14 protein-coding genes are annotated in these 19,144 nt (G+C 45.9%); 2 read left to right on the plus strand and 12 right to left on the minus strand.

Features of this window, described 5'->3' with window-relative positions:
* Positions 1 to 53 precede the first annotated feature (53 nt).
* The 5 genes from FJU10_RS16570 to FJU10_RS16590 form a co-directional block, all read right to left on the minus strand.
* Positions 54 to 557: a general stress protein gene (locus FJU10_RS16570; RefSeq protein WP_008376644.1), complete on the minus strand. Its 504-nt coding sequence runs from the start codon at positions 555 to 557 to the stop codon at positions 54 to 56.
* 241 nt (positions 558 to 798) lie between these two features.
* Positions 799 to 2,907: an SH3 domain-containing protein gene (locus FJU10_RS16575; protein WP_140966429.1), complete on the minus strand. Its 2,109-nt coding sequence runs from the start codon at positions 2,905 to 2,907 to the stop codon at positions 799 to 801.
* A gap of 221 nt (positions 2,908 to 3,128) precedes the next feature.
* Positions 3,129 to 4,358, minus strand: a complete 1,230-nt coding sequence (locus FJU10_RS16580) for an OFA family MFS transporter (protein WP_140966430.1) — start codon at positions 4,356 to 4,358, stop codon at positions 3,129 to 3,131.
* Positions 4,359 to 4,448: 90 nt separating this feature from the next.
* Positions 4,449 to 6,875: a flavocytochrome c gene (locus tag FJU10_RS16585; RefSeq protein WP_096742030.1), complete on the minus strand. Its 2,427-nt coding sequence runs from the start codon at positions 6,873 to 6,875 to the stop codon at positions 4,449 to 4,451.
* Positions 6,876 to 6,893: 18 nt separating this feature from the next.
* Entirely contained in the window at positions 6,894 to 7,499 is a 606-nt protein-coding gene (locus tag FJU10_RS16590; protein ID WP_008376652.1) for an NADPH-dependent FMN reductase, read from the minus strand.
* Between the two features lie 263 nt (positions 7,500 to 7,762).
* On the opposite strand from FJU10_RS16590, the gene FJU10_RS16595 reads away from it, so the two are divergent.
* Complete coding sequence (locus FJU10_RS16595) at positions 7,763 to 8,677, plus strand: LysR family transcriptional regulator (RefSeq protein WP_140966431.1); 915 nt, start codon at positions 7,763 to 7,765, stop codon at positions 8,675 to 8,677.
* Positions 8,678 to 8,740: 63 nt separating this feature from the next.
* Here the strand turns inward: FJU10_RS16595 and FJU10_RS16600 are convergent, their stop codons facing one another.
* From FJU10_RS16600 to FJU10_RS16610, 3 genes are all read right to left on the minus strand, one after another.
* Complete coding sequence (locus FJU10_RS16600) at positions 8,741 to 9,682, minus strand: FAD:protein FMN transferase (RefSeq protein WP_140966432.1); 942 nt, start codon at positions 9,680 to 9,682, stop codon at positions 8,741 to 8,743.
* Between the two features lie 136 nt (positions 9,683 to 9,818).
* Entirely contained in the window at positions 9,819 to 11,027 is a 1,209-nt protein-coding gene (locus FJU10_RS16605; protein WP_140966433.1) for an NAD(P)/FAD-dependent oxidoreductase, read from the minus strand.
* Between the two features lie 31 nt (positions 11,028 to 11,058).
* Positions 11,059 to 11,961 carry a prenyltransferase gene (locus FJU10_RS16610; protein ID WP_086293533.1) on the minus strand — a complete coding sequence of 301 codons (903 nt, stop codon included), beginning with the start codon at positions 11,959 to 11,961 and terminating at the stop codon, positions 11,059 to 11,061.
* A 93-nt stretch (positions 11,962 to 12,054) separates the two neighbouring features.
* Between FJU10_RS16610 and FJU10_RS16615 the strand changes: the two genes are divergently transcribed.
* Positions 12,055 to 13,035: a polyprenyl synthetase family protein gene (locus tag FJU10_RS16615; RefSeq protein ID WP_005226544.1), complete on the plus strand. Its 981-nt coding sequence runs from the start codon at positions 12,055 to 12,057 to the stop codon at positions 13,033 to 13,035.
* Between the two features lie 54 nt (positions 13,036 to 13,089).
* Here the strand turns inward: FJU10_RS16615 and cydC are convergent, their stop codons facing one another.
* The 4 genes from cydC to FJU10_RS16635 are packed head-to-tail and all read right to left on the minus strand — an operon-like array spanning position 13,090 to position 19,004.
* On the minus strand, positions 13,090 to 14,847 hold the full coding sequence (gene cydC / locus FJU10_RS16620; protein WP_140966434.1) for a thiol reductant ABC exporter subunit CydC: 1,758 nt from the start codon (positions 14,845 to 14,847) through the stop codon (positions 13,090 to 13,092).
* On the minus strand, positions 14,840 to 16,561 hold the full coding sequence (gene cydD, locus FJU10_RS16625) for a thiol reductant ABC exporter subunit CydD (RefSeq protein WP_015508716.1): 1,722 nt from the start codon (positions 16,559 to 16,561) through the stop codon (positions 14,840 to 14,842). Before cydD ends, cydC begins: the two co-directional genes overlap by 8 nt.
* Positions 16,558 to 17,577: a cytochrome d ubiquinol oxidase subunit II gene (cydB, locus tag FJU10_RS16630; protein WP_140966435.1), complete on the minus strand. Its 1,020-nt coding sequence runs from the start codon at positions 17,575 to 17,577 to the stop codon at positions 16,558 to 16,560. Before cydB ends, cydD begins: the two co-directional genes overlap by 4 nt.
* On the minus strand, positions 17,574 to 19,004 hold the full coding sequence (locus FJU10_RS16635; protein WP_005226527.1) for a cytochrome ubiquinol oxidase subunit I: 1,431 nt from the start codon (positions 19,002 to 19,004) through the stop codon (positions 17,574 to 17,576). The genes cydB and FJU10_RS16635 overlap by 4 nt, the downstream gene beginning before the upstream one ends.
* Positions 19,005 to 19,144: the final 140 nt, after the last annotated feature.

Consider the following 19,144-nt stretch of genomic DNA (forward strand, 5'->3'; position numbering starts at 1 on the left):
GGATGCTCGTTCCTCTGGCTTTAATGGTTCCTTTACTTAAGAAATCCTTCTACTTATAAGTTTCGCAGATGATTCGGGTCATGGATCGGTGCTTCAATATCACTGTCTCCCATGCGCGGTGTTGGATGAACGGACTCATCTGGCATCGCTGTTTCACCTGGTAACGGTTGATCGATGATCGGACCAGTATCTGCATCACGATCGGTTATTTTGTCCATCGGCTGATAATCGTAGACGCCGACAACGAGTTTGTCTCGTTCAAGGTCATCACGATAACCATATAACGGATCATGCTCATCATGCCTATGATCGGAATCGCCGAAAGAAAAAGCATCTTTGATTTTTTCCCAAAGCGAACGATCTTCATCCTCACTAGCTGCCTGCTCCACTTCCACATCATCGATGGATTCTAACCCAAATTGATCGATGACTGTTTGATTCGCAAACAGCACGATATCCTCTTTGCCATAGCCTTCGTTTGTCAATTGCTCAATAACCGGTAATACTTCTGTTCGAGTGTCGTAACTGCCAATAATCGTTAGGTTTCTGTTGTGCATGTGAAATCCTCCTTATTTTGTGTACGCTTCGATTGTTCTGGTTCTGAAGCAATTCTTTTAAGACTAGCAATTTCTATTGCTTCTTTCATTCTAACGCAGGGTTCTATGATTGACCAAATAGTTTGATTGCGCTTACGAAAAACAAGTAGTTTCTTGATAAACCGCTAGCAGCTTAGTGAACGCTTGATCCAGCATAAAAAAAACGCGTGAGCCAATGGCTTGCACGCGGTTTTTTTGCTTGTTACTTGGAAACGATCAGTTTTTGTCCGACAAAGATCGTATAGCTGCTGTTGATGTTGTTCCATGATGCGAGTTGACTGATACTGGTGTTGTATTTTTGTGCCAGTGACCATAAGCTGTCACCTGATTTCACCGTATGCGTCTTCGTTGAACTACTGCTGCTGGTATTCGTATTAGAAGCCCCACTGCTAGCAGCTGTTAAGTAGGCACCGCTGACCCAACCTTTCCCAGAAACATAATACCATTTGTTCGTGCCATTGACGGTCGTCCCGGTTTTTGTTGCGGTAACCGTGACGGTTGCCCCTTTGCTTAAAGAACCAGTAATACTGCTGCTGGTAGAAGCATCGGAACGAACATTTAAAATCTCGGTGGTTTTCATTTGCTGATTTGTGGTTGTTGAACCGTTATTATTGGAAGAGCTGCTGGTTGTTGTCAAGTAGGCACCACTGACCCAACCTTTGCCAGAAACGTAGTACCACGTTTTATTGCCTTCCACTGAAGTGCCGTTCTTTTTCGCTGTCACGGTAACGGTCACCCCTTGACCAAGCGTTGTCACGACACGGCTGCTAGTAGAAGCATCGGAGCGAACATTCAATGCGGCCGTCGTTTTCATTTGTTGATTGATGCTTGAACCATTGTCTTCTTTTTCCGCTTCAGAAGCATTATTGTTGGTCACTTCAGTAAGGTAGGCGCCGCTGACCCAACCTTTGCCAGAGACATAGTACCAATTTTTATTGCCGTTGACTGATGTACCGGTTTTCATAGAAGTGGCAGTAAAGGTCGTGCCTTTGCTAAGCGAGCCCACCACTGATCCGCTAGTGGACGCGCTAGAACGAATATTCATCGCTTCCGTCGTCTTCATTTGCTTATTGATCGTCGTACCAGAATTGCTATTGTCAGAACCGGTGTTGCCTGATCCGCTATTGTTGTTTGAAGAGTCGGTCGAAACCTTCGTCAAATACGCGCCGCTGACCCAACCTTTGCCAGAAATCTTATACCACGTGGTGTTGCCATTGACGCTGGTGCCGGTTTTGGTCGCCGTTGCCGTAAACGTCGTATTAGCTGCTAACGAACCAGTAATAGAGGCACTCGTGGAAGCATCGGAACGAATATTCATAGAGGCCGTGGTTTTCATCTGCTGATTGATCGCTGTTTCATCACTGACGATTGTTTCATTGCTATTGCCGCCACCTGTGTTTGAGCTGCCAGTATCATATTGCGTTAAATTATACGTACTGATCAAATTGTTTAATTTGCTGGCATAAGAAGTATCGGTTGCATACCGCCCTTGTAGCCAAGCGGTTGCTTGCGTGTAAGAGGTCGTATTGCTTTTCCATGCACCGCTGTAATAGTAGTTGCCGCTAGAAAAACTCGTGTTGCGCAACACATATGCATTGTCTTCAAAAGACTCTTTTAATGATGGGTATTTCCGAAACTTAGCGCTGATCAAATAATAATTGCCGGAACCATCATCTTCATACGTATCCATTGTCACATATTGGCCATTGTAGCTGCCTTTGATCCCAAACATATTGTTGGCCGTGGTCGTCAAAGTCGAGGCGCCCCAACCAGATTCCAAAATCGCTTGTGCCATCATAACAGAGGCATACAGATCGTTTGCTGCCGCCACTTCCGTTGCATAGCCGCAAATCTGACTGATAAAGGCAGCCGGATCGATCGTTGCCCGTGAAAATAATGCCCGACTAGTCAAATCAGAAAGGGCTGATGGTACTTCATCTGCTTCTAAGACTTCATCACTAGCGACTGTTGTGCTTTCTGTCGTCGCTGTTTCTGATCCCTCAGTAACTGCTTCAGCTCCTGACTCCTCCGTCATTTCCGAAGTTTCTTCGGTCACAACAGGTGCTGTCGTCGATTCTGTGGTTTCCTCAACTGGCGTGCTGTCGGTTTCTGGTGTACTGCTGATTGTTGTTTGTTCAACGACCTTAAGGTCATTGCTAGTTTCTGTCGTTGCCGTTTCAGCCGCATGTCCTAAGGTCGGGATAAACGTTGATCCCGCTACTAAAGTAGTAGCCATCGTAATACTTTTTTGGGTATATTGCGTGCGCTTCAAGCGCTTTTCTAAGCGGCGTCGTTCTTTACGAATTGTCATTTAATCCCTCCGTCGTATTAGCCTTTTTTTATTGTAACACGATTTATTAAAAAATGGGGGGTTAAGATGAAAAAACAGTGAAATCAACGAGATAAATTCTTGCTATGAAACAGTTTTCTCTTTTGCTTCATGTGCCAATACTCTGTTCTAAAAAAAGAAAAAAGAGTGGTTTTGGCACCAAAAAAGCAGCTTTTATCAAAAAGACTGCTTTTGGTGAATTGTTATTTAATAACAGGTGCGGGCTTTTGGGATTTTTTTAGCATCGCATAGCCTATGTTGAGAACAAGCCCAAAAACGGCCAAGAAAATTGCCGTATAGAAGGCTTTTGTATAATCTCCTTGGTTACTTTCTGCGATTGCTGCTGCCACTCTAGGACCAAAGAATGCCGCCGTAGAATAACCAACAAAGACGATTCCATAGTTGACCCCTTGATTGATCGGTCCGTAATTTTCCATAACGATCGATGGGAAAACCCCCATCACGCCCCCGAAGCACAGTCCTAAACCGATGATCCCGACAGTGAAGATCACAGTTGTTTGACCAAGCGTCAATAGGAATAAGGACAATGCCACCACACCATAGATGATCATCAACGTATTCGTCCGACCAATTTTATCAGAAACGGTGCCCCAAAGGACACGACCAAAACAGTTGCTCAATGAGTACAAGCTGACATAAAAAGCAGCGGCAGCCGCCGTCAAACCAAACATACTTTGCCCGATCACTGAGGCGTTAGAAGCAATCATCAAACCTGAAAAAGCCCCTACCCCTAACATAACAATAATCAAGTAAAAAGTTGGTGTCTTCAGCATGTCCAGCCAATTTAGATTGATTTGAGGACCATTTTTTCCTTGATCCGCTGGTTGCCAACCTGCTGGACGGTAATTTTCTGGTGCTTTACGAATAAATAGACTAGCCACCAAGACGATCACGATATAGGCAATTCCTAAAATCCGAAAGGCTGCTAAGACATCTTGTGATTCGATCAAACGATTCGCAATTGGTGCGGCAATAATCGCTGCTCCACCCATGCCTGCTGTGATCAAGCCCGAAGCCAGTCCCCGTTTATCCGGAAATAACCGAATCGTATTGCTTAAACAAGCCGAATAGGCAAAGCCTTGTCCTAAACCAGCAAAAACTCCATAAGTCAGGTACAGCATGGCGGGTGAGTTGACCAAACCCGTCAGGAAGAAGCCCGCTCCGAACAAAACGCCTCCACCAGCGATGACCCATCTAGCGGCTCCTCGGTCTGTCAGCAAACCACCCAAAATCATGGTAATCGGGCCAACTGCGGCATTGATGGTAAAGGCTAGCATGATCTCTTCCATGGACCAACCTTTTAATTGACTAAGAGGTCCTGCAAAAACACTAAAGGCGTAAACAGCGCCCGTACACAGTAATACAGCGGTCGAAGCGATCAGAATCAGCCAACGATTGATTTTTGTTTCCATTTTTTCTCTCCTTTGTTTTAAGCATGTTACTTTATTCACATGTTTTTTCAAAAGCTAGCGCGCGTGACGAGTCACAACGCGCAAGGCTTTTTATTCGAGATGTTCTGCGACTGCTGTCTTTCCAGCAATCCGGCCAAAAGTGAAGATGTCGGTCAATGAGTTGCCACCTAAGCGATTGCCGGCATGGATCCCCCCAGCAACTTCCCCTGCTGCATACAGCCCTTCAATGATTTGATCTTCCTTCGTCAACACGTGGGTTTGCGGGTCGATCTTCAATCCCCCCATCGTGTGGTGAACCGCTGGTTTTCTTGGTGTGGCATAGAAAGGCGCTTTTTCCACTTTCAAGTCGAAGACATCTTTGCCAAACTCTGGGTCTTTCCCAGCATCCACATAGCTGTTGTATTTCGCAACGGTCGCCTCTAAGACGGCTGGATCAACATTGATCTGCTCTGCCAGGCCAGCCAAGGTCTCACTGCGGAACAGCGTACCAGCAGCTACTTGCTTATCGATTTTTTCTTGGCTCGTGTTATAAGCGGTTTTCTTGATCTCTTCATCCGCGATCAAATAGAACAATCCGCCATTATCGATCGCCGCTTGGGTCAATACATCGCGGCTTTCGTACTCATTGACAAAGCGCTCACCCTTTTGATTGACCATCACAAAGTTAGCTGGTGGCACTTGCAGCCCACTGAATAAAGCCCCTGTGTTTGGATCAGATACGGGCATCATTTGCGAAAAGCCCATGCCAACAAGGTCCGCGCCAGCACTTTCCCCTAGCTTGATCCCGTCACCAGTGATCGCTGGTGAATTTGACGTTTTGATATCGTCTTCGATCTCTGTCCAATAGGTATTGTATTGTTTCAACATTTTCGTGTTCGCTCCGAACCCGCCGGAAGCTAAAATCACTGCTTTGGCATGGATCGTGACTTTTTGACCGTTACGGCCTTCCCCGATGATTCCAGTAACCTTGCCATCTTCGATCAATAATTCTTTGACAGGCGTATCGGTTAAGATCGTTCCCCCATGCTCTTTCACGAATTGATGCAAAGCAGAGACAAAGGCATACCCTTCGTTTTTGACTGGTTTATGCCCTCGGCGCCATTTCGCTCCTACTGGCATATCGACATTGTTCATATCAAATTCTACGCCGATTTCTTCTAGCCATTTCACTGAGGCCAATGCTTGATCCGTCAAGATTTTCACTAGCTCGTACTTCCCATAGATCGGTTGACCATTCAAATCTTTGCGTTTTCCGCCTAGATAAGTTTGGATTCTATGCCACAAAGCAGAATCAAACAAGTATTCTTTTTCTGGCGTCGTTTCTGAAAGATACGCAGTGATTTGTGCCTTCAAAGCTTTGAAGTCTGGCAAGTATTCTGCATCGATGTCTTGTTCATCGATCGTCAGCACTTCTTCTAAAGCACTGCGTTCGCCAGGCAATGCGGAGAAGCCGTTTTGCCATTTTGGATCCGCAGCATTCATCGGTCCGCCAGTACGTACGGTATTGCCGCCGATCGCTGGGAATTTTTCTACTAAGATCACGTCTTTATTGGCTTGCAGCACACTGGCAGCTGCACTCAGGCCCGCGCCGCCGCCACCTACGACAACGACATCGGTGGTATACGTTTCATCTTCTGTTTGCAAAGCACTGGCGGCTTTTGGACGTTTGCGCAAGACATCTGGGTTCGCACCAGCCATTTTCACGGCTTTTGCTACCCCATCGACGACACCGTTACTCGTAACGGAAGCACCAGAGATCGCATCGACATTCAAGGTTTGCCCTTCAATAATTTCTTGAGGGATCCGTACGAAAACGACATCAGCGATCCCTTCGGATTCACCAGACGTATCGATATCGATGGCTTCGATCCGTTCTTCGCTCAATTTGACGACCATTGGTAGATCCCCGTTATGTCCTGGTGCTGTGACGGTGTATTCGCCAGGCTCATAAACGACTTCTTCTGGTACGTTCAACAAATTAGCGACTTCCGTAAACCGAACGAACTTGCGGAAACAACTTTCCAAAAAGTCGATCGTTCGTTGATCTTTTAAATTGCCTTGTTCATCAAAGGCTTGATGCGCACGTCCCAACAAGAACTCATTTCCTGGCATAACTGTTGCATTGACACCCGGTGCATCAAGGATTTGGCGCAAATGCAGCTGTGCTCGCGAGGAGCCTTGTACATCGTAGGATGCACCGACGATCATCACCGGTTTGCCATCAAAGGGATGGAGATTGAAGGAGAGCCATTCCAAGACGCTTTTCAATGCGGAAGGAATCGAATGGTTATGCTCTGGTGTCGCAATGATCACCCCATCGGCTGCTAAAATCTTGCTATTTAACCGTTGAATCACTTCACTATTGGTTTGATCTTGTGTTTCATTGAACATTGGGACATCCTTGATTTCCAGCAGTTCAATTTCTGCTAGGGCAGCAAATTCCCGCTGCATAAACGCCACTAATTGGCGATTGGTCGATTTTTTGGCGTTCGTTCCGATTAGGCCGACAAATTTCATGACTAGTTCCTCTCTTTCTTATGCTTGTTCCCACGAAAATTTCTTTGCACGTTCTTTAGCCGTTGAATATTCACTGACCAGACGGTTCGTGATTTCGACAAACAAGACAAATTCATTGAAACAATCTTCTAGTTCGGCAACTTTTTCGTTATCGATCAAGTTTCCTTGTTCATCGAAGGCTTGCATGGAATGCCCTAACAAAAATTCCGCACTCGGCATGATTCGGGCTTTGACTTCAGGAGCATCTAAAATCTGACGCAAGTGGGCTTGGGCTCTCGAAGAACCTAGTGCACCAAGAGAAGCACCCGTGATCATCACTGGTTTATCGATCAAAGGGCGCGTCGTATAAGAAAGCCATTCAATCATGCTTTTTAACACCGCTGGGATCGAGTGATCGTATTCTGGTGTACTGATGATCACCCCATCCGCTGCTTCGATCTTCTCTGACAAGGCTTGGACTGCCGCTGGTGCCGTCCGATCTTCTGGTTCATTAAATGCTGGCAGATCACTGATTTCGCAAAGTTCGATCTCCGCTTGGTCACTAAAATGGCTTTGAATAAATTGCAGTAAGCGACGGTTGGTCGAACGCGTCGAGTTGGTTCCTACGATTCCAATCAATTTCATTATCATCTCTCCTAATTGTGAATAATTTAACATTTAACCATAAATAAAAAGTTTTTGACCATTGGCTTTGATTTCTTTTTTCAATCGTTTCTCAAGTTGGTTTTTACGACCTACTGAGATGAAAGGCTTCTTCCTAAACAAAAAAATCTTCCCCAAGTACCCATTTAGTGTACGACTGAATTCTTTATTTGTGAAATATTTATTTAATTATCTATCGATAACAAATTTGTTATAATAAGAAAAATGACTAGGAGGACCACGCAATGGTACTTAAAGATTCCCATCTGATGTTGCAATACCTCGATACCTTGCTAAAGCATAGCAACTACACCAAAGCCGCCAAAGATCTCTACATTTCACAGCCTTACTTGACGCAAACCGTGAAACGTGCCGAACAAGAGCTGGGAACGCCCATCATCAATCGGCTGCCGGGACATTTTCAACTGACGGAAGCTGGTAAAATCTATTATCAATATCTAGAAACCTTGGAAACAGAATCTGCCAAATTGAAAAGTCGGCTGTCTTGGTATACCGCGACCGAGAAGCGTTCTTTGCGCTTAGGCATCTTGCCGAGCCTTGGCTCTTACCTGCTGCCGCTCTTTTTGCCTGCGTATTATGAACACTACCCCAACGTGCACTTTTTCTTGCGGGAAGACCTGCCCAAGCACAATGAAAAACGCCTGCTGAATGGGCAGCTGGACTTTTTTATCGGACAAAATCCTGAGACGATCGCACCGAATCTAACAGTCCACAGTACCAATCAAGAACGGTATCTAGCGATCATTCCGCCTTGTTCTCCCCTGTATCAACCAAAGAAGCGGTATTTAGCACCTGATTCATTGGCTGTCAAAGACTTGCTGCAAAGTCCGTTGATTTTGACCGCCAGCGGCTCGGCGATTCGGCGCCAAATCGATCAATTGCTGCAAAAATACAAAGTAGAGGCGAATGTTCTCATAGAAAGCAGCAATATTTATACCGCAGCGGCATTGGCAGAAAACAACCTTGGGATTGCGATCGTACCAGAAAGCGTGCTGCAAGCAGCGACCGCGACCCCTTTTAATCTTTATCCGATGCCAGAGGAACTCTTGTCCCTCACCTATTTTATTGCCCATCAAGCCGAACGGGCATTGTCAAACAGCGAAGCTGACTTGATCGAAACCTTTTTGCAACACGTTTAGCTTTCCTTTTTTAACAAAAACAAGCAGCGACCATCTATTTTCCTAGGTAGTCGCTGCTTGTTTTCATTCTGCTGTTGGCGTTTCGATCGAACGGGCTAATTCTTGCGGATAGATCAGTTCTCCTTGTTTGGTAATGACTAATCCAGTAATCCCTTCTAACGGCGCCAGCTCCTGTAAGATGGCTTGTGGCTCTTTGCCGAATAAGCGGGTCGTCCAAATCTCTCCATCAACCGATCTGTCGGAGAGAATCGTGACACTGGCAATGGCTGACTCTAACGGATAGCCCGTTTCTCGATCAAAAATATGATGATAGGTCTTGCCCGCTACCTGATAGGTTCGTTCATAGATCCCTGATGTAACAACTGATTGATTGCGCACCTTCAATGCGGCGACAAAATTCCCTCTCGGTAAGAAAGGGTTTTGGATCCCGATCCGCCAATAGCCATCAGCATGGCTCGGGGCATCGCCGTAAGTCATCACATTGCCTCCAAGATCGATCAAAGCGGCTGTGACACCAACCTGTTTGAAATACGTCATCAACAAATCAGCAAAATATCCTTTTGCCACAGCCCCTAGATCAAGCTTCATGCCGGCAGCTAACCCGACGGTTTGCAACGCTTCATCCAAAACGATTTTGGCAGGATCAGTCTTTGGCAGCAGCTCCGCGATTTTCTCAGGCGTTGGTAGATGGGCATCTTGGAACCCGATCCGCCATTCCTGCACTAAAGGACCGATGGCAATATTTAAGTAGCTATCTTTTGGCAAGCTATAGGTTTTCCCTAGTGCGATTAATTCAAACAATTCCGGTGCGGTGGCGATCGCTCCTTGTCCTGCCTGCTGATTGATCTGCATCAACTCAGACGTCGGGTCATTGGCACTAAATCGCTGTTCAAAGGCCGCAGCTCTTTGAGCAGCTTCCTCTAAGATCACTTCTGGGGTTTCATGCTGCACCCAAATCGTGATCACCGTTCCCATTCCCTGTAACACTCGTTGGCCTTCTGGCATTGTCCTTGCTCCTTTGTCCTCTTCTTTTGGCTATCATAGCAGTTTCTGGGAGAAAAAAGTAGTCTGCGGGATACCCCTGCTGCTTTTTTTGAAAAAAAACTGCGAGGTTTCCCTCGCAGTCTGCTGTTTCTATTGCTCAATGATAAAAGTCGAAGCGACCTTTCGCCAATACTTCTTTGACCCCACCAGTTTGGTACAAGGAACGGTCCATAATGGCTTTTTTCACCACGGAAGCGGGATAGCCTTTGATGCCTATTTTCCCTACTAAGCCAAAGGCATGGGTATTGCCGATAGACGCCACTGAACCTAATGATTCAAAGTGGAAATCTGTTGGTTTTTCCCCATTCATTTGACGTAAGATATTTTTACCCGCATGCTGCCCCATCTTCAAAGCGATTTGAGCCGTTGTTGGATACGGGCGATTGGTCGCTGGGTCCATGACTGCTGAAACATCACCGACAACATAGACGTTACTATGATCAGGGTCTGTTAGGTCTTGATTGACCATCACACGACCCCGACGAGCAGAAAAGTCTGATTCAGCCATCACATGGCTGCCGCTAACGCCTGTGGTCCAAACGATGGTTTGGGCTGATAATTCTGCTGTTGCTCCTGTATCGGCATCATCTTGATAGACAACGACACCTGGTTTGATTGCTTTGATGGGTTTACCAGTCAGGAAGTTCACGCCCCATTTAACGAGATTTTTGATCCCATAATCCGATAGTTTTTCATCAAACATCGGTAATAAACGAGTCACTGCTTCGACACAATACAGTTTGATGTCTTCTGGTTTGACGCCTGCTGCTTTCGCAAAGGTTTTACGGTTTTCCACCAATGAACCTAGCAATTCGATTCCGGTGAAACCAGCACCGCAGACAACGATTTTTAGGTAGTCAGGATTTTGTGTTTCTTTGTATGCCTTCATTTGTTTCAACAAATGATGATAGATGTTTTCTGCGGAGTCGACATCCACCATTTCCAACGCATGCTCCTCGACACCAGGGATCCCAAATGATTCTGATTCAAAGCCTAACGCCACGATCAAATAATCATACGTGCACGTGGATTGATCTTTAAAAACGATCACTTGCTGGTTACGATCGATCGACGCCACTTCCTTTTGAACAAAGCTCGTCTTTTGGGGACGAACAACATCATTGATGGGATAGCAAATGCGGTCTCTGGGTTGCGTACCAGCCGCAACTTCATGAAGATCGGTTGCCTCATAATGATAATCGTTTTTGTCGATCAATGTGATGTGAAACGCTTCTTTTGCTCCTTGCAGTACGTGCAATGCTCGCAATCCAGCATACCCTGCTCCTAAAATGACAACTTCCTTCATGTTTCCTTACTTCCTTTCTTTGCTGTAAAAATTATAAAATCAAACCAATCGCAAAACTCAGCACTTGTACGCATGCTCCGACCGCAAGGATCCGAACGGCACAAATGAAGGTCTCTCTTTTGATTTGTTTTTGCATAAATCGTTTTGTCTGTTGCCAGACAAAGGGCGCCGCGAAAAAGGTCAGAACCAGTGACCAAGGCGCAATGTTGAGGGCAACTGAGGCAATGATCGCAACAAACGCCAAGACGTTCATCGCGATAAATAATTTCAACGCACGGGCTTTACCAAGGTAATGCACCAGCGTATAGCGCTCATTTTTTTCATCCTCTTCCAGATCACAAATGTTGTTTGCCAACATCAAGTTGGCGATCCATAATGTGTTGGGTAATGAGATCAAGAAAATACCGCCAATCGTGGCAACGTTCCATTCAAAGGTTTGATAGGCATTAAGGTAGACACAGATCAATGAGATCATAAAGCCCATCGTAAAGCCAGAAAAGAACTCGCCTAAAGGCAAACTAGAAAGCGGCCGTGGACCAGAGGAATAAAAGATCCCGACTAGGTAACAATACAGCCCCATCCAAAAAAGCGGCCAACCAACCACCATTGCCAAGGCGATTCCCATGGCGGCGGAAACGATGATCATGGAGACCATCAACCAAAAAACCAATTTGACAGACAACTGTTCCCGACCAATGATATTGGTCTTTTCTTTGTAATCATGCCCTTCTGTGGCATGATGGTAATCGTTGTAGTTATCTAAAATATCCACCGCCATATTGAAGATCAGCATGGCAATGAAATACAATAGGACATAGCCAAGATGAATCGTTTGATAATTGTACCAGCTGTAGCAGACACCAATGAAAAATGGCAAAATACTGGCGGTTTTTGCTTTAAATTCGACAAGTTCTAAAAATACAGGTAGCGTCACAACTTCACCTCCTTTAGTGAGTGCATTAAACTAGTCAATCACGCCCCTTTACGCTAGAATAAGGGCTGAATGACTGTTAGAAAGGGTTATACTATGTTTGACTTTTGGATCGATTATCCGACGATCGAACAACGATTGAAAACCGTATGTTCCATCATTGAAGAACACGTTACTGTTCGTAACAAAGAGATACAAGATGTTTTGATCGACTTTACTTATTCAGGTGGAAAAATGCTGCGGCCAGCGCTCTTTTTTTTGTTTGCTGACTTAGGCGATCCCCATTATAAAAAAACCGACCAATTAACAAAAATTGCTGCTTCTCTAGAAATTTTACACATGGCCACTTTGATCCACGACGACATCATTGACGATTCGCCGCTGCGGCGCAGTCAAGTCACTGTTCAAGCCAAATACGGCAAGGATATCGCGGTCTACACGGGTGATCTTTTGTTCACCCAATTTTTTGAGCTTTTGATCGAAAGTATGAATGGCTCCCCGTTTTTAAAAACCAACGCACAAGCCATGAAACGACTCCTTTTAGGTGAACTTGATCAAATGCACACTCGCTACAACATCCATGAATCGATTGACGACTATCTGCAAAGCATCAACGGCAAAACCGCTGAACTGTTTTGGCTCGCTTGTCTCGAAGGCGCTCATTTTGGCGGCCTCGACACAGAAAACCAAGAGCGGGCGGGTGAGATCGGTCGCAACATCGGGATCGCCTTTCAAGTATTCGACGATATTCTCGACTACACCTCTGATAGCGGCACTTTGAAAAAACCGATTCTAGAAGATTTGGCACAAGGAGTCTATACCTTACCGCTGCTATTTGCCAAAGAACAGGCACCTGCAGCATTCGCTCCTTATTTGAATAAAAAAGCAGCACTCTCCTTGGCAGAAGCCCAAGAAGTTGCGGATCTTGTCGTCCGTTACGGTGGTGTCGAAAAAGCGCGTGCTTTCGCGGTCACCTACACGCAAAAAGCCTTAGACGACATCGATCTACTGCCAGAAGCACCTAGCAAAGCCAAAATTCGTTCATTAACTGAACTGCTCTTGCAGCGCAATTACTGAGCCATACAGCAATGAGAAGAAAAGCGTCCATCACTGATTGATGGACGCTCTTTTTTATCGTCGTCCTTGGTCAATGGCCAATAAGTGTTGAAAATGTTTATTTTCTGCTGCCAATTCGGCAGGTGTTCCGCTCATGGTCAACTGACCATCTTCAATAAAAAGCACACGATCCATCATCGAAATTCCTTGCAAGTGGTGGGTGATCCAAATGATCGTTTTGTTCTCCAACACTTTGAAAAAGGTTTCGAGCACGCCTTGTTCCGTGATTGGGTCTAAGCCGACGGTTGGCTCATCCAATAAGATGATCGGAGTGTCTTTTAGCAAGATCCGCGCCAATGCCAAACGATGCCGTTCCCCGCCGGAAAAACGCAAGCCGGCTTCATCCACCATCGTCGCCAAGCCGTTAGGCAAAGCTGCCACCATTTCTTTCAACCCGACTTGCTCCAGTACGCGCCAGACTTCTTCTTCCGAAGCCGACTCATTGCCTAGCCGAATATTATTCAAGACGGTCGTATGGAAAAGATAGGGACTTTGATTGATGACACCGATCAAGTCACTGATCGACTCATTCAATGCCGTCACTGGCACGTCATTTAAGGTGATCGACCCTTGCGTCGGTTGCAGATCGCCTCGCAACAAGGAGGCAAAGGTACTTTTCCCAGAACCGCTGCGACCAAGGATCGCTAGTTTTTGATGCGCAGGAATCGTTAGATCCAACCCATGAAGCACTTCTTTGCCTTCAGGATACTGAAAATGCAAGTCCTTGACTGTGATCGACACGAGGCCCGTCACTTCAGGTACTGACGGTTGCTCCATGGAGACTTGGCGATTTTCTTCTGGCAATGCATTGAAGCGATCGATGGAGTCTTTGTAGCGATTGGTTTCTTGAGCAGCAGACGGTAATGGCGCAAATGCATCAACTAAAGGAAAGACACACAGGACAAAGGCAGCGATCCAGTTGGCTGCTCCTCCGTGGTTACCTGGAAAGCGAATGCTGGTCCAAAGTAGCAATGCGACAGCGATCACCCCAAAGATGCTTTGTAAAAGAAAATCACGCCGGCGATCAAAGGACAGCATCTGTTCATCCACCGCTCGCAACTGCGTTTCCAGTTCCTTATGGGCAGCCACGTACTCGCTGCCTCTTTGAGAGAAGACCCAATCAGAAACCCCTAATACATTATCCGTCAGTGTCGTATACAAGTTGTTTTTCATGTGTTTTTGCTTTTCTTGCCGCGCGCCATTGATGATCACCGACCAAAGTGGCAAGACAAAGACGATGATCCCTAATAGCAGCAGCATCACCAAAGCAAACCACCAAGAAAAATAGCCGAGTCCAATGATTAAGAACGCATACAAGATCCAAGCGATCACAGTAGGAAAGATCGTCCGCAAATACAAGTTTTGAATATGGTTGATATCTTCTGCCAATAAGCCCAAGATATCCCCCGTGCGATGCGCTTGCTTAAAGAAGATCGCATCTTTTTCTACTACGTTGTACAGTTTCAATCGTAAATTAGAAGTCATGCGCAAGACCCAGCTATGACTGGTCAACCGTTCCAAATAGCGAAAGACTGGACGGCCGATCCCAAACGCTCGGGTCAGTACGATGGGGATGTAAACCAATAGAATGTTTTCTGGGATCGATGCCGAGCGGCTGATCAGGTACCCAGAATTAAACATCAGTGCCCCACCACAGAAAAAGGTCAAGAAGCCTAGGAATAAGGCCAGCGCCAAAACGTTTTTGTATTTTGACAAGAAAGGCTTGACCCACGTATCAGTTTTCAATGAGCGCAATAAGCCGATTTTATTCAAGCTGTTCCCTCCTCATTCCATTGACTAGTTCTGTAAAAGCACCTTGCTTTTGCTGCAGTTGTGCCAAGGTTCCTTGTTCCACGATTCTTCCTTGATCCATCACGATGATTTCATCCATTTCTTCCATCCAGTGCAAGCGATGGGTTGCAAAAAAGACTAACCGGTTTTCCATCAGCGGCAGCATCCGTTCCTTTAAGGCCACTTCGGTTTCAATATCCAAATGAGCCGTTGGTTCATCAAACAAAAGAATCTTTCGTTGCTGGTCTAAAAAGGCACGGGCTAACGCGATCCGTTGGGCTTGTCCGCCACTTAGATGCCGTTCCCCTTCTCCTAACATCGTGTCCAACCCTTGTGGCAGCTCCGCCAAAAGCTCAGTCAAGCCTGCCACTTCAATGGCTTTCAGTACGGCTTCTTTGGTAGCTGTCGGCTGATAAAACGCGACATTTTCCTGCAAGGTCAACCGATAGATATAAGGATTTTGCGGAATATAGATCAGCTGTTCTTGCCAGCTTGCTTGGCGAAAGGCCGTGGTTTTGGCCCCTCCAAGAGAGATCTCGCCACTGTCTGGCACGAGAAAGCCACTCAAGGTATTGATCAAGGTAGACTTGCCAGAACCGCTCAGACCGATGATCCCGATCTTTTTGAAGCCAGTCACGTTCAAGTTGATATCCGTCAAAGCCGCTTTTTCCTCGTAGGAAAACGCCAGCTGATCGATCGTTAACTGGGCGTCTTCTTGCCAACGAGGCACCGTTACTGCCGGTACTTGGGCTTCGGGCTGATGCAAGATCTCCGTCACCGCAGTCATCGCATTTTTCCCGTCTAAGGTTGCATGGTAATCACTGGAAAAGTCGCGGATCGGCAAGAAGTATTCTGGTGCTAAAATCAAGATGGTTAACGCTGGAAACAGCAAGATCCCTTCATTGATCAGCCGTAAGCCTAGCAAGACTGCCACGACGGCAATCGATAAGGTCGTGAAAAAGTCTAAGGCGAAGGTCGATAAAATACCGACTTTTAATGAAGCCATCGTCGCTTTCCGAAACCGTTCGCTGGAAGCAAAGATACTTTTGCCATATTTTTTACTGACCCCAAACAATTTCAGCGTGTCAATCCCTCGCAGGGAGTCGATGAAATGATTGGACAGTAATTGAAAGGTTCGGTATTGTTTTTCCGCTTTGCTTTGGGCGGCATAGCCCAAGATGATCATAAAAATGATGATCAAGGGGAACACCAACAGCAAGACCAAGCCGGATTCCCAATCCAGATAAAAAACGAGTGCCAAAATGACCCAAGGAATGATCGACATATTCATGATTTTGGCAAGAATCAATTTCAAGTAGTTTTCGACTTGGTTGATCCCTTCCAAGACCATCGTTGTTACATTTCCCGTCCCTTGCTGTTGTGCGATCTGAGGACCGACCCGAAACAATTTCTCCAACAATTGATCCCGCAAATCGGCGGCTTGCTGGTAACTGTAATCATCGAGTCTTTTGGAACGGAAATAGATAACAGCTTGTCGGGCGATAAACGAACAAAAGAACAGCAGAATCCAGCCCCACTGTTCCTCTAATGGTCGTCCTTCCCATAAGCCAGTGATGGCACGTGCCAATCCATACGCCTGCCCAATAATGAAGAGCGCCTGCAGGAACGAAAGTCCCGCAAGCAGCCCTAAAAGTTGTTTCATTCCTGGGAGCTTCATGATTTGTTTATCAATCATTTATACCCCTCCAACGCCTCCGTATGACTGATCCGTTTACGGAAGATATAGTAACTCCAAGCCGTATAGGCCAAGACGAAAGGCAAGATCGTCAGTGAAAGATAACTCATGATCTTCAATGTGTAGCGGCTTGAAGACGCATCAGCGATCAACAGGTCATAGCTTGAATCGATTGAACTGATCAAGACTCTTGGGAATAACCCTGTGAAGATCAATGCCACCAAAGCGATCAACGTCAAGCCGCTCGCAATGAAAGCCATCATTTCTTTGCCTTTAAAGACGCCGATATTTGCAATCAGTGTCAGTACAACGATCACCAGCAACAAACCAAGCGTTGTCGCAAAATGATTCTCGAAGAAATCCGTTTGGAAGTAAAGCATCACAGCAAAGACGATTAAGCCTGCATATAGGATGCCGTAAAAAATACTTGCATAGTTGCGTGCCCGTGCCCGAATCGGACCTTCCGTTTTCAAAGCGATATAGTTTAATCCGTGCAGGTAGCACAACAAGGTCAACGCGATCCCGCCAACGATTGAAAAGGGATTGACGTAATCCGTAAAGGTTGCGGTCATGTTGCCATCTTCACCCAAAGGCATTCCTTGGATCATGCTGACAAACATCAGACCGAAGAAAAACGGTACGATCGTACTGCCGATCGTCAACGTCCAGTTCCAAATGTTTTTGTGTTCTTTCGGGAAGTTCGCTCGAAACTCAAAGGAAACACCGCGAATGATCAACCCGACTAAGATCAATAACAAAATCAAATAAAACCCGCTGAACAAAGAAGCATACCAGTATGGAAACGAGGCGAACATCGCTCCGCCAGCGGTCAATAGCCACACTTCATTGCCATCCCAGACAGGCCCGATCGTTTTAACAATCTGGTCTTTTTCCTCTTCATTGTGAGCCAATGTCTGCACAGACATCCCCACACCAAAGTCAAACCCTTCTAAGAAGAAGAATCCGGAAAATAAAACCCCAATCAACGTGAACCATAGTAATTGCAGACCGGTCATCCTTCAAACGCCTCCTTATCAAATGGGTCTTCGTACCCTTCTTGGTTGTCTCCTTGGCTGATTTCGCCGAAGGCTTCTTTTTCAGGTCCATGATCCATTTCCCGTTTCACCAGATAGACCATCGTTCCGCCTAAGCCAGAGAACAAGAGGAAGTAAACGATGTTTGAGATCAAGAGTGAGGTCACGGAAACGTTTGGTGACACACTATCTTCGATCGTAAACAAGCCGTAAACCGTCCATGGGTAACGTCCTAACTCCGTGATCAACCAACCAGCTGTATTGGCAATAAATGGGGTGAACAAAGTGATCGCCACTACCCAAAGTAACCAGCGTTTTTCAAAGAGCCACGGTTTCTTCTTACGCGTAAAATACAACCCCAGACCAGAAACCAACAGCATCAAGGCACCAAAACCAGCCATGATCCGGAAGCTCCAAAAGAGTGTGTTGACCGGCGGGTAGTAATTACGGTCGCCGTAGGTTTCAATCAATTGCTGATTGACCGTATCCATCCCATCGATGGAGCCGAAGGGTTCATTGAAGGCTAAGATACTCAACATATATGGAATCGAAATACCGAAGACTTGGTGATGTTCCGCTTCATTCGCCCAAGCAACGACAGTCCAAGCCGCAGGACTCCCGGTATCTTCATAAGTGCCTTCCATTGCGGCAAATTTCATTGGTTGTTCTTCAACCAAGTATTTCATTTGTTCATCCCCGGCTAGCAAGACGGTGAATGAACCGAACAATGCCACCGCAAAACCGATCCGCATTGATTTTTTGAAGAAGTCGCGGTCAATGTCTTTATCTTTCTTCAATAGACGAAAGGCTGATAAGCCAGCAACAATGATTCCGCCCATCGTGATGGCTGCGGTGATCACGTGTAAAAACTCATACCACACTTGTGGATTTGCCAATAATGCACCGAAGTCAGTCATTTCTGCCCGGCCATTGTTCAAGGTATACCCCACTGGATGCTGCATAAAACTATTGGCAGCTAAGATCCAAAACGCCGATAGCATCGAACCAAGCGTCACCAACCAGAAAAAGGTGGCGTGCAGCTTCGGACTGACCCGATCCCATGTAAAGATCCACAGTCCTAAGAACGTCGATTCTAAGAAGAACGCCAACAAAGCCTCCAAAGCCAAGGGCGCACCAAAAATATCCCCGACAAAACGAGAATAGTCTGACCAGTTCATCCCAAATTGAAATTCTTGAATGATCCCTGTCACGACCCCGACAGCAAAACTTAATAGAAAAATATTTCCCCAAAACTTCGTCATCCGGCGATATTTTTCATCTTTTTTGATCACATAAAGTGTCTCCATAATTGCAACGACGACACCAGTTCCGATCGAAAACGGTACAAAGAAAAAGTGAAAAATCGTCGTCATCGCAAACTGGATTCGCGCTAGTGTCACAATATCCATCCTACATCCTCCTATTTCATAAAAAAGTGCATTAAAATAATTCTAAATAAAGAAAAATTCCAACTTCGAATATACTCCTCTAATCAGTAAAAAAGAAGCAAATTGCTTGCATTTACTGATTTTTAATCACTTCCTCTCCG

The sequence above is a fragment of the Enterococcus sp. OL5 genome (assembly GCF_006491895.1).
Taxonomy (GTDB): Bacteria; Bacillota; Bacilli; order Lactobacillales; family Enterococcaceae; genus Enterococcus_D; species Enterococcus_D innesii.

Bases quoted from the DNA above. Each gene is read 5' to 3' on its own strand.
- FJU10_RS16570 (WP_008376644.1), bottom strand. From the start codon at position 557: ATGCACAACAGAAACCTAACGATTATTGGCAGTTACGACACTCGAACA.
- FJU10_RS16575 (WP_140966429.1), bottom strand. From the start codon at position 2,907: ATGACAATTCGTAAAGAACGACGCCGCTTAGAAAAGCGCTTGAAGCGC.
- FJU10_RS16580 (WP_140966430.1), bottom strand. From the start codon at position 4,358: ATGGAAACAAAAATCAATCGTTGGCTGATTCTGATCGCTTCGACCGCT.
- FJU10_RS16585 (WP_096742030.1), bottom strand. From the start codon at position 6,875: ATGAAATTTGTCGGCCTAATCGGAACGAACGCCAAAAAATCGACCAAT.
- FJU10_RS16590 (WP_008376652.1), bottom strand. From the start codon at position 7,499: ATGAAATTGATTGGAATCGTAGGAACCAACTCGACGCGTTCGACCAAC.
- FJU10_RS16595 (WP_140966431.1), top strand. From the start codon at position 7,763: ATGGTACTTAAAGATTCCCATCTGATGTTGCAATACCTCGATACCTTG.
- FJU10_RS16600 (WP_140966432.1), bottom strand. From the start codon at position 9,682: ATGCCAGAAGGCCAACGAGTGTTACAGGGAATGGGAACGGTGATCACG.
- FJU10_RS16605 (WP_140966433.1), bottom strand. From the start codon at position 11,027: ATGAAGGAAGTTGTCATTTTAGGAGCAGGGTATGCTGGATTGCGAGCA.
- FJU10_RS16615 (WP_005226544.1), top strand. From the start codon at position 12,055: ATGTTTGACTTTTGGATCGATTATCCGACGATCGAACAACGATTGAAA.
- cydD (WP_015508716.1), bottom strand. From the start codon at position 16,561: ATGATTGATAAACAAATCATGAAGCTCCCAGGAATGAAACAACTTTTA.
- cydB (WP_140966435.1), bottom strand. From the start codon at position 17,577: ATGACCGGTCTGCAATTACTATGGTTCACGTTGATTGGGGTTTTATTT.
- FJU10_RS16635 (WP_005226527.1), bottom strand. From the start codon at position 19,004: ATGGATATTGTGACACTAGCGCGAATCCAGTTTGCGATGACGACGATT.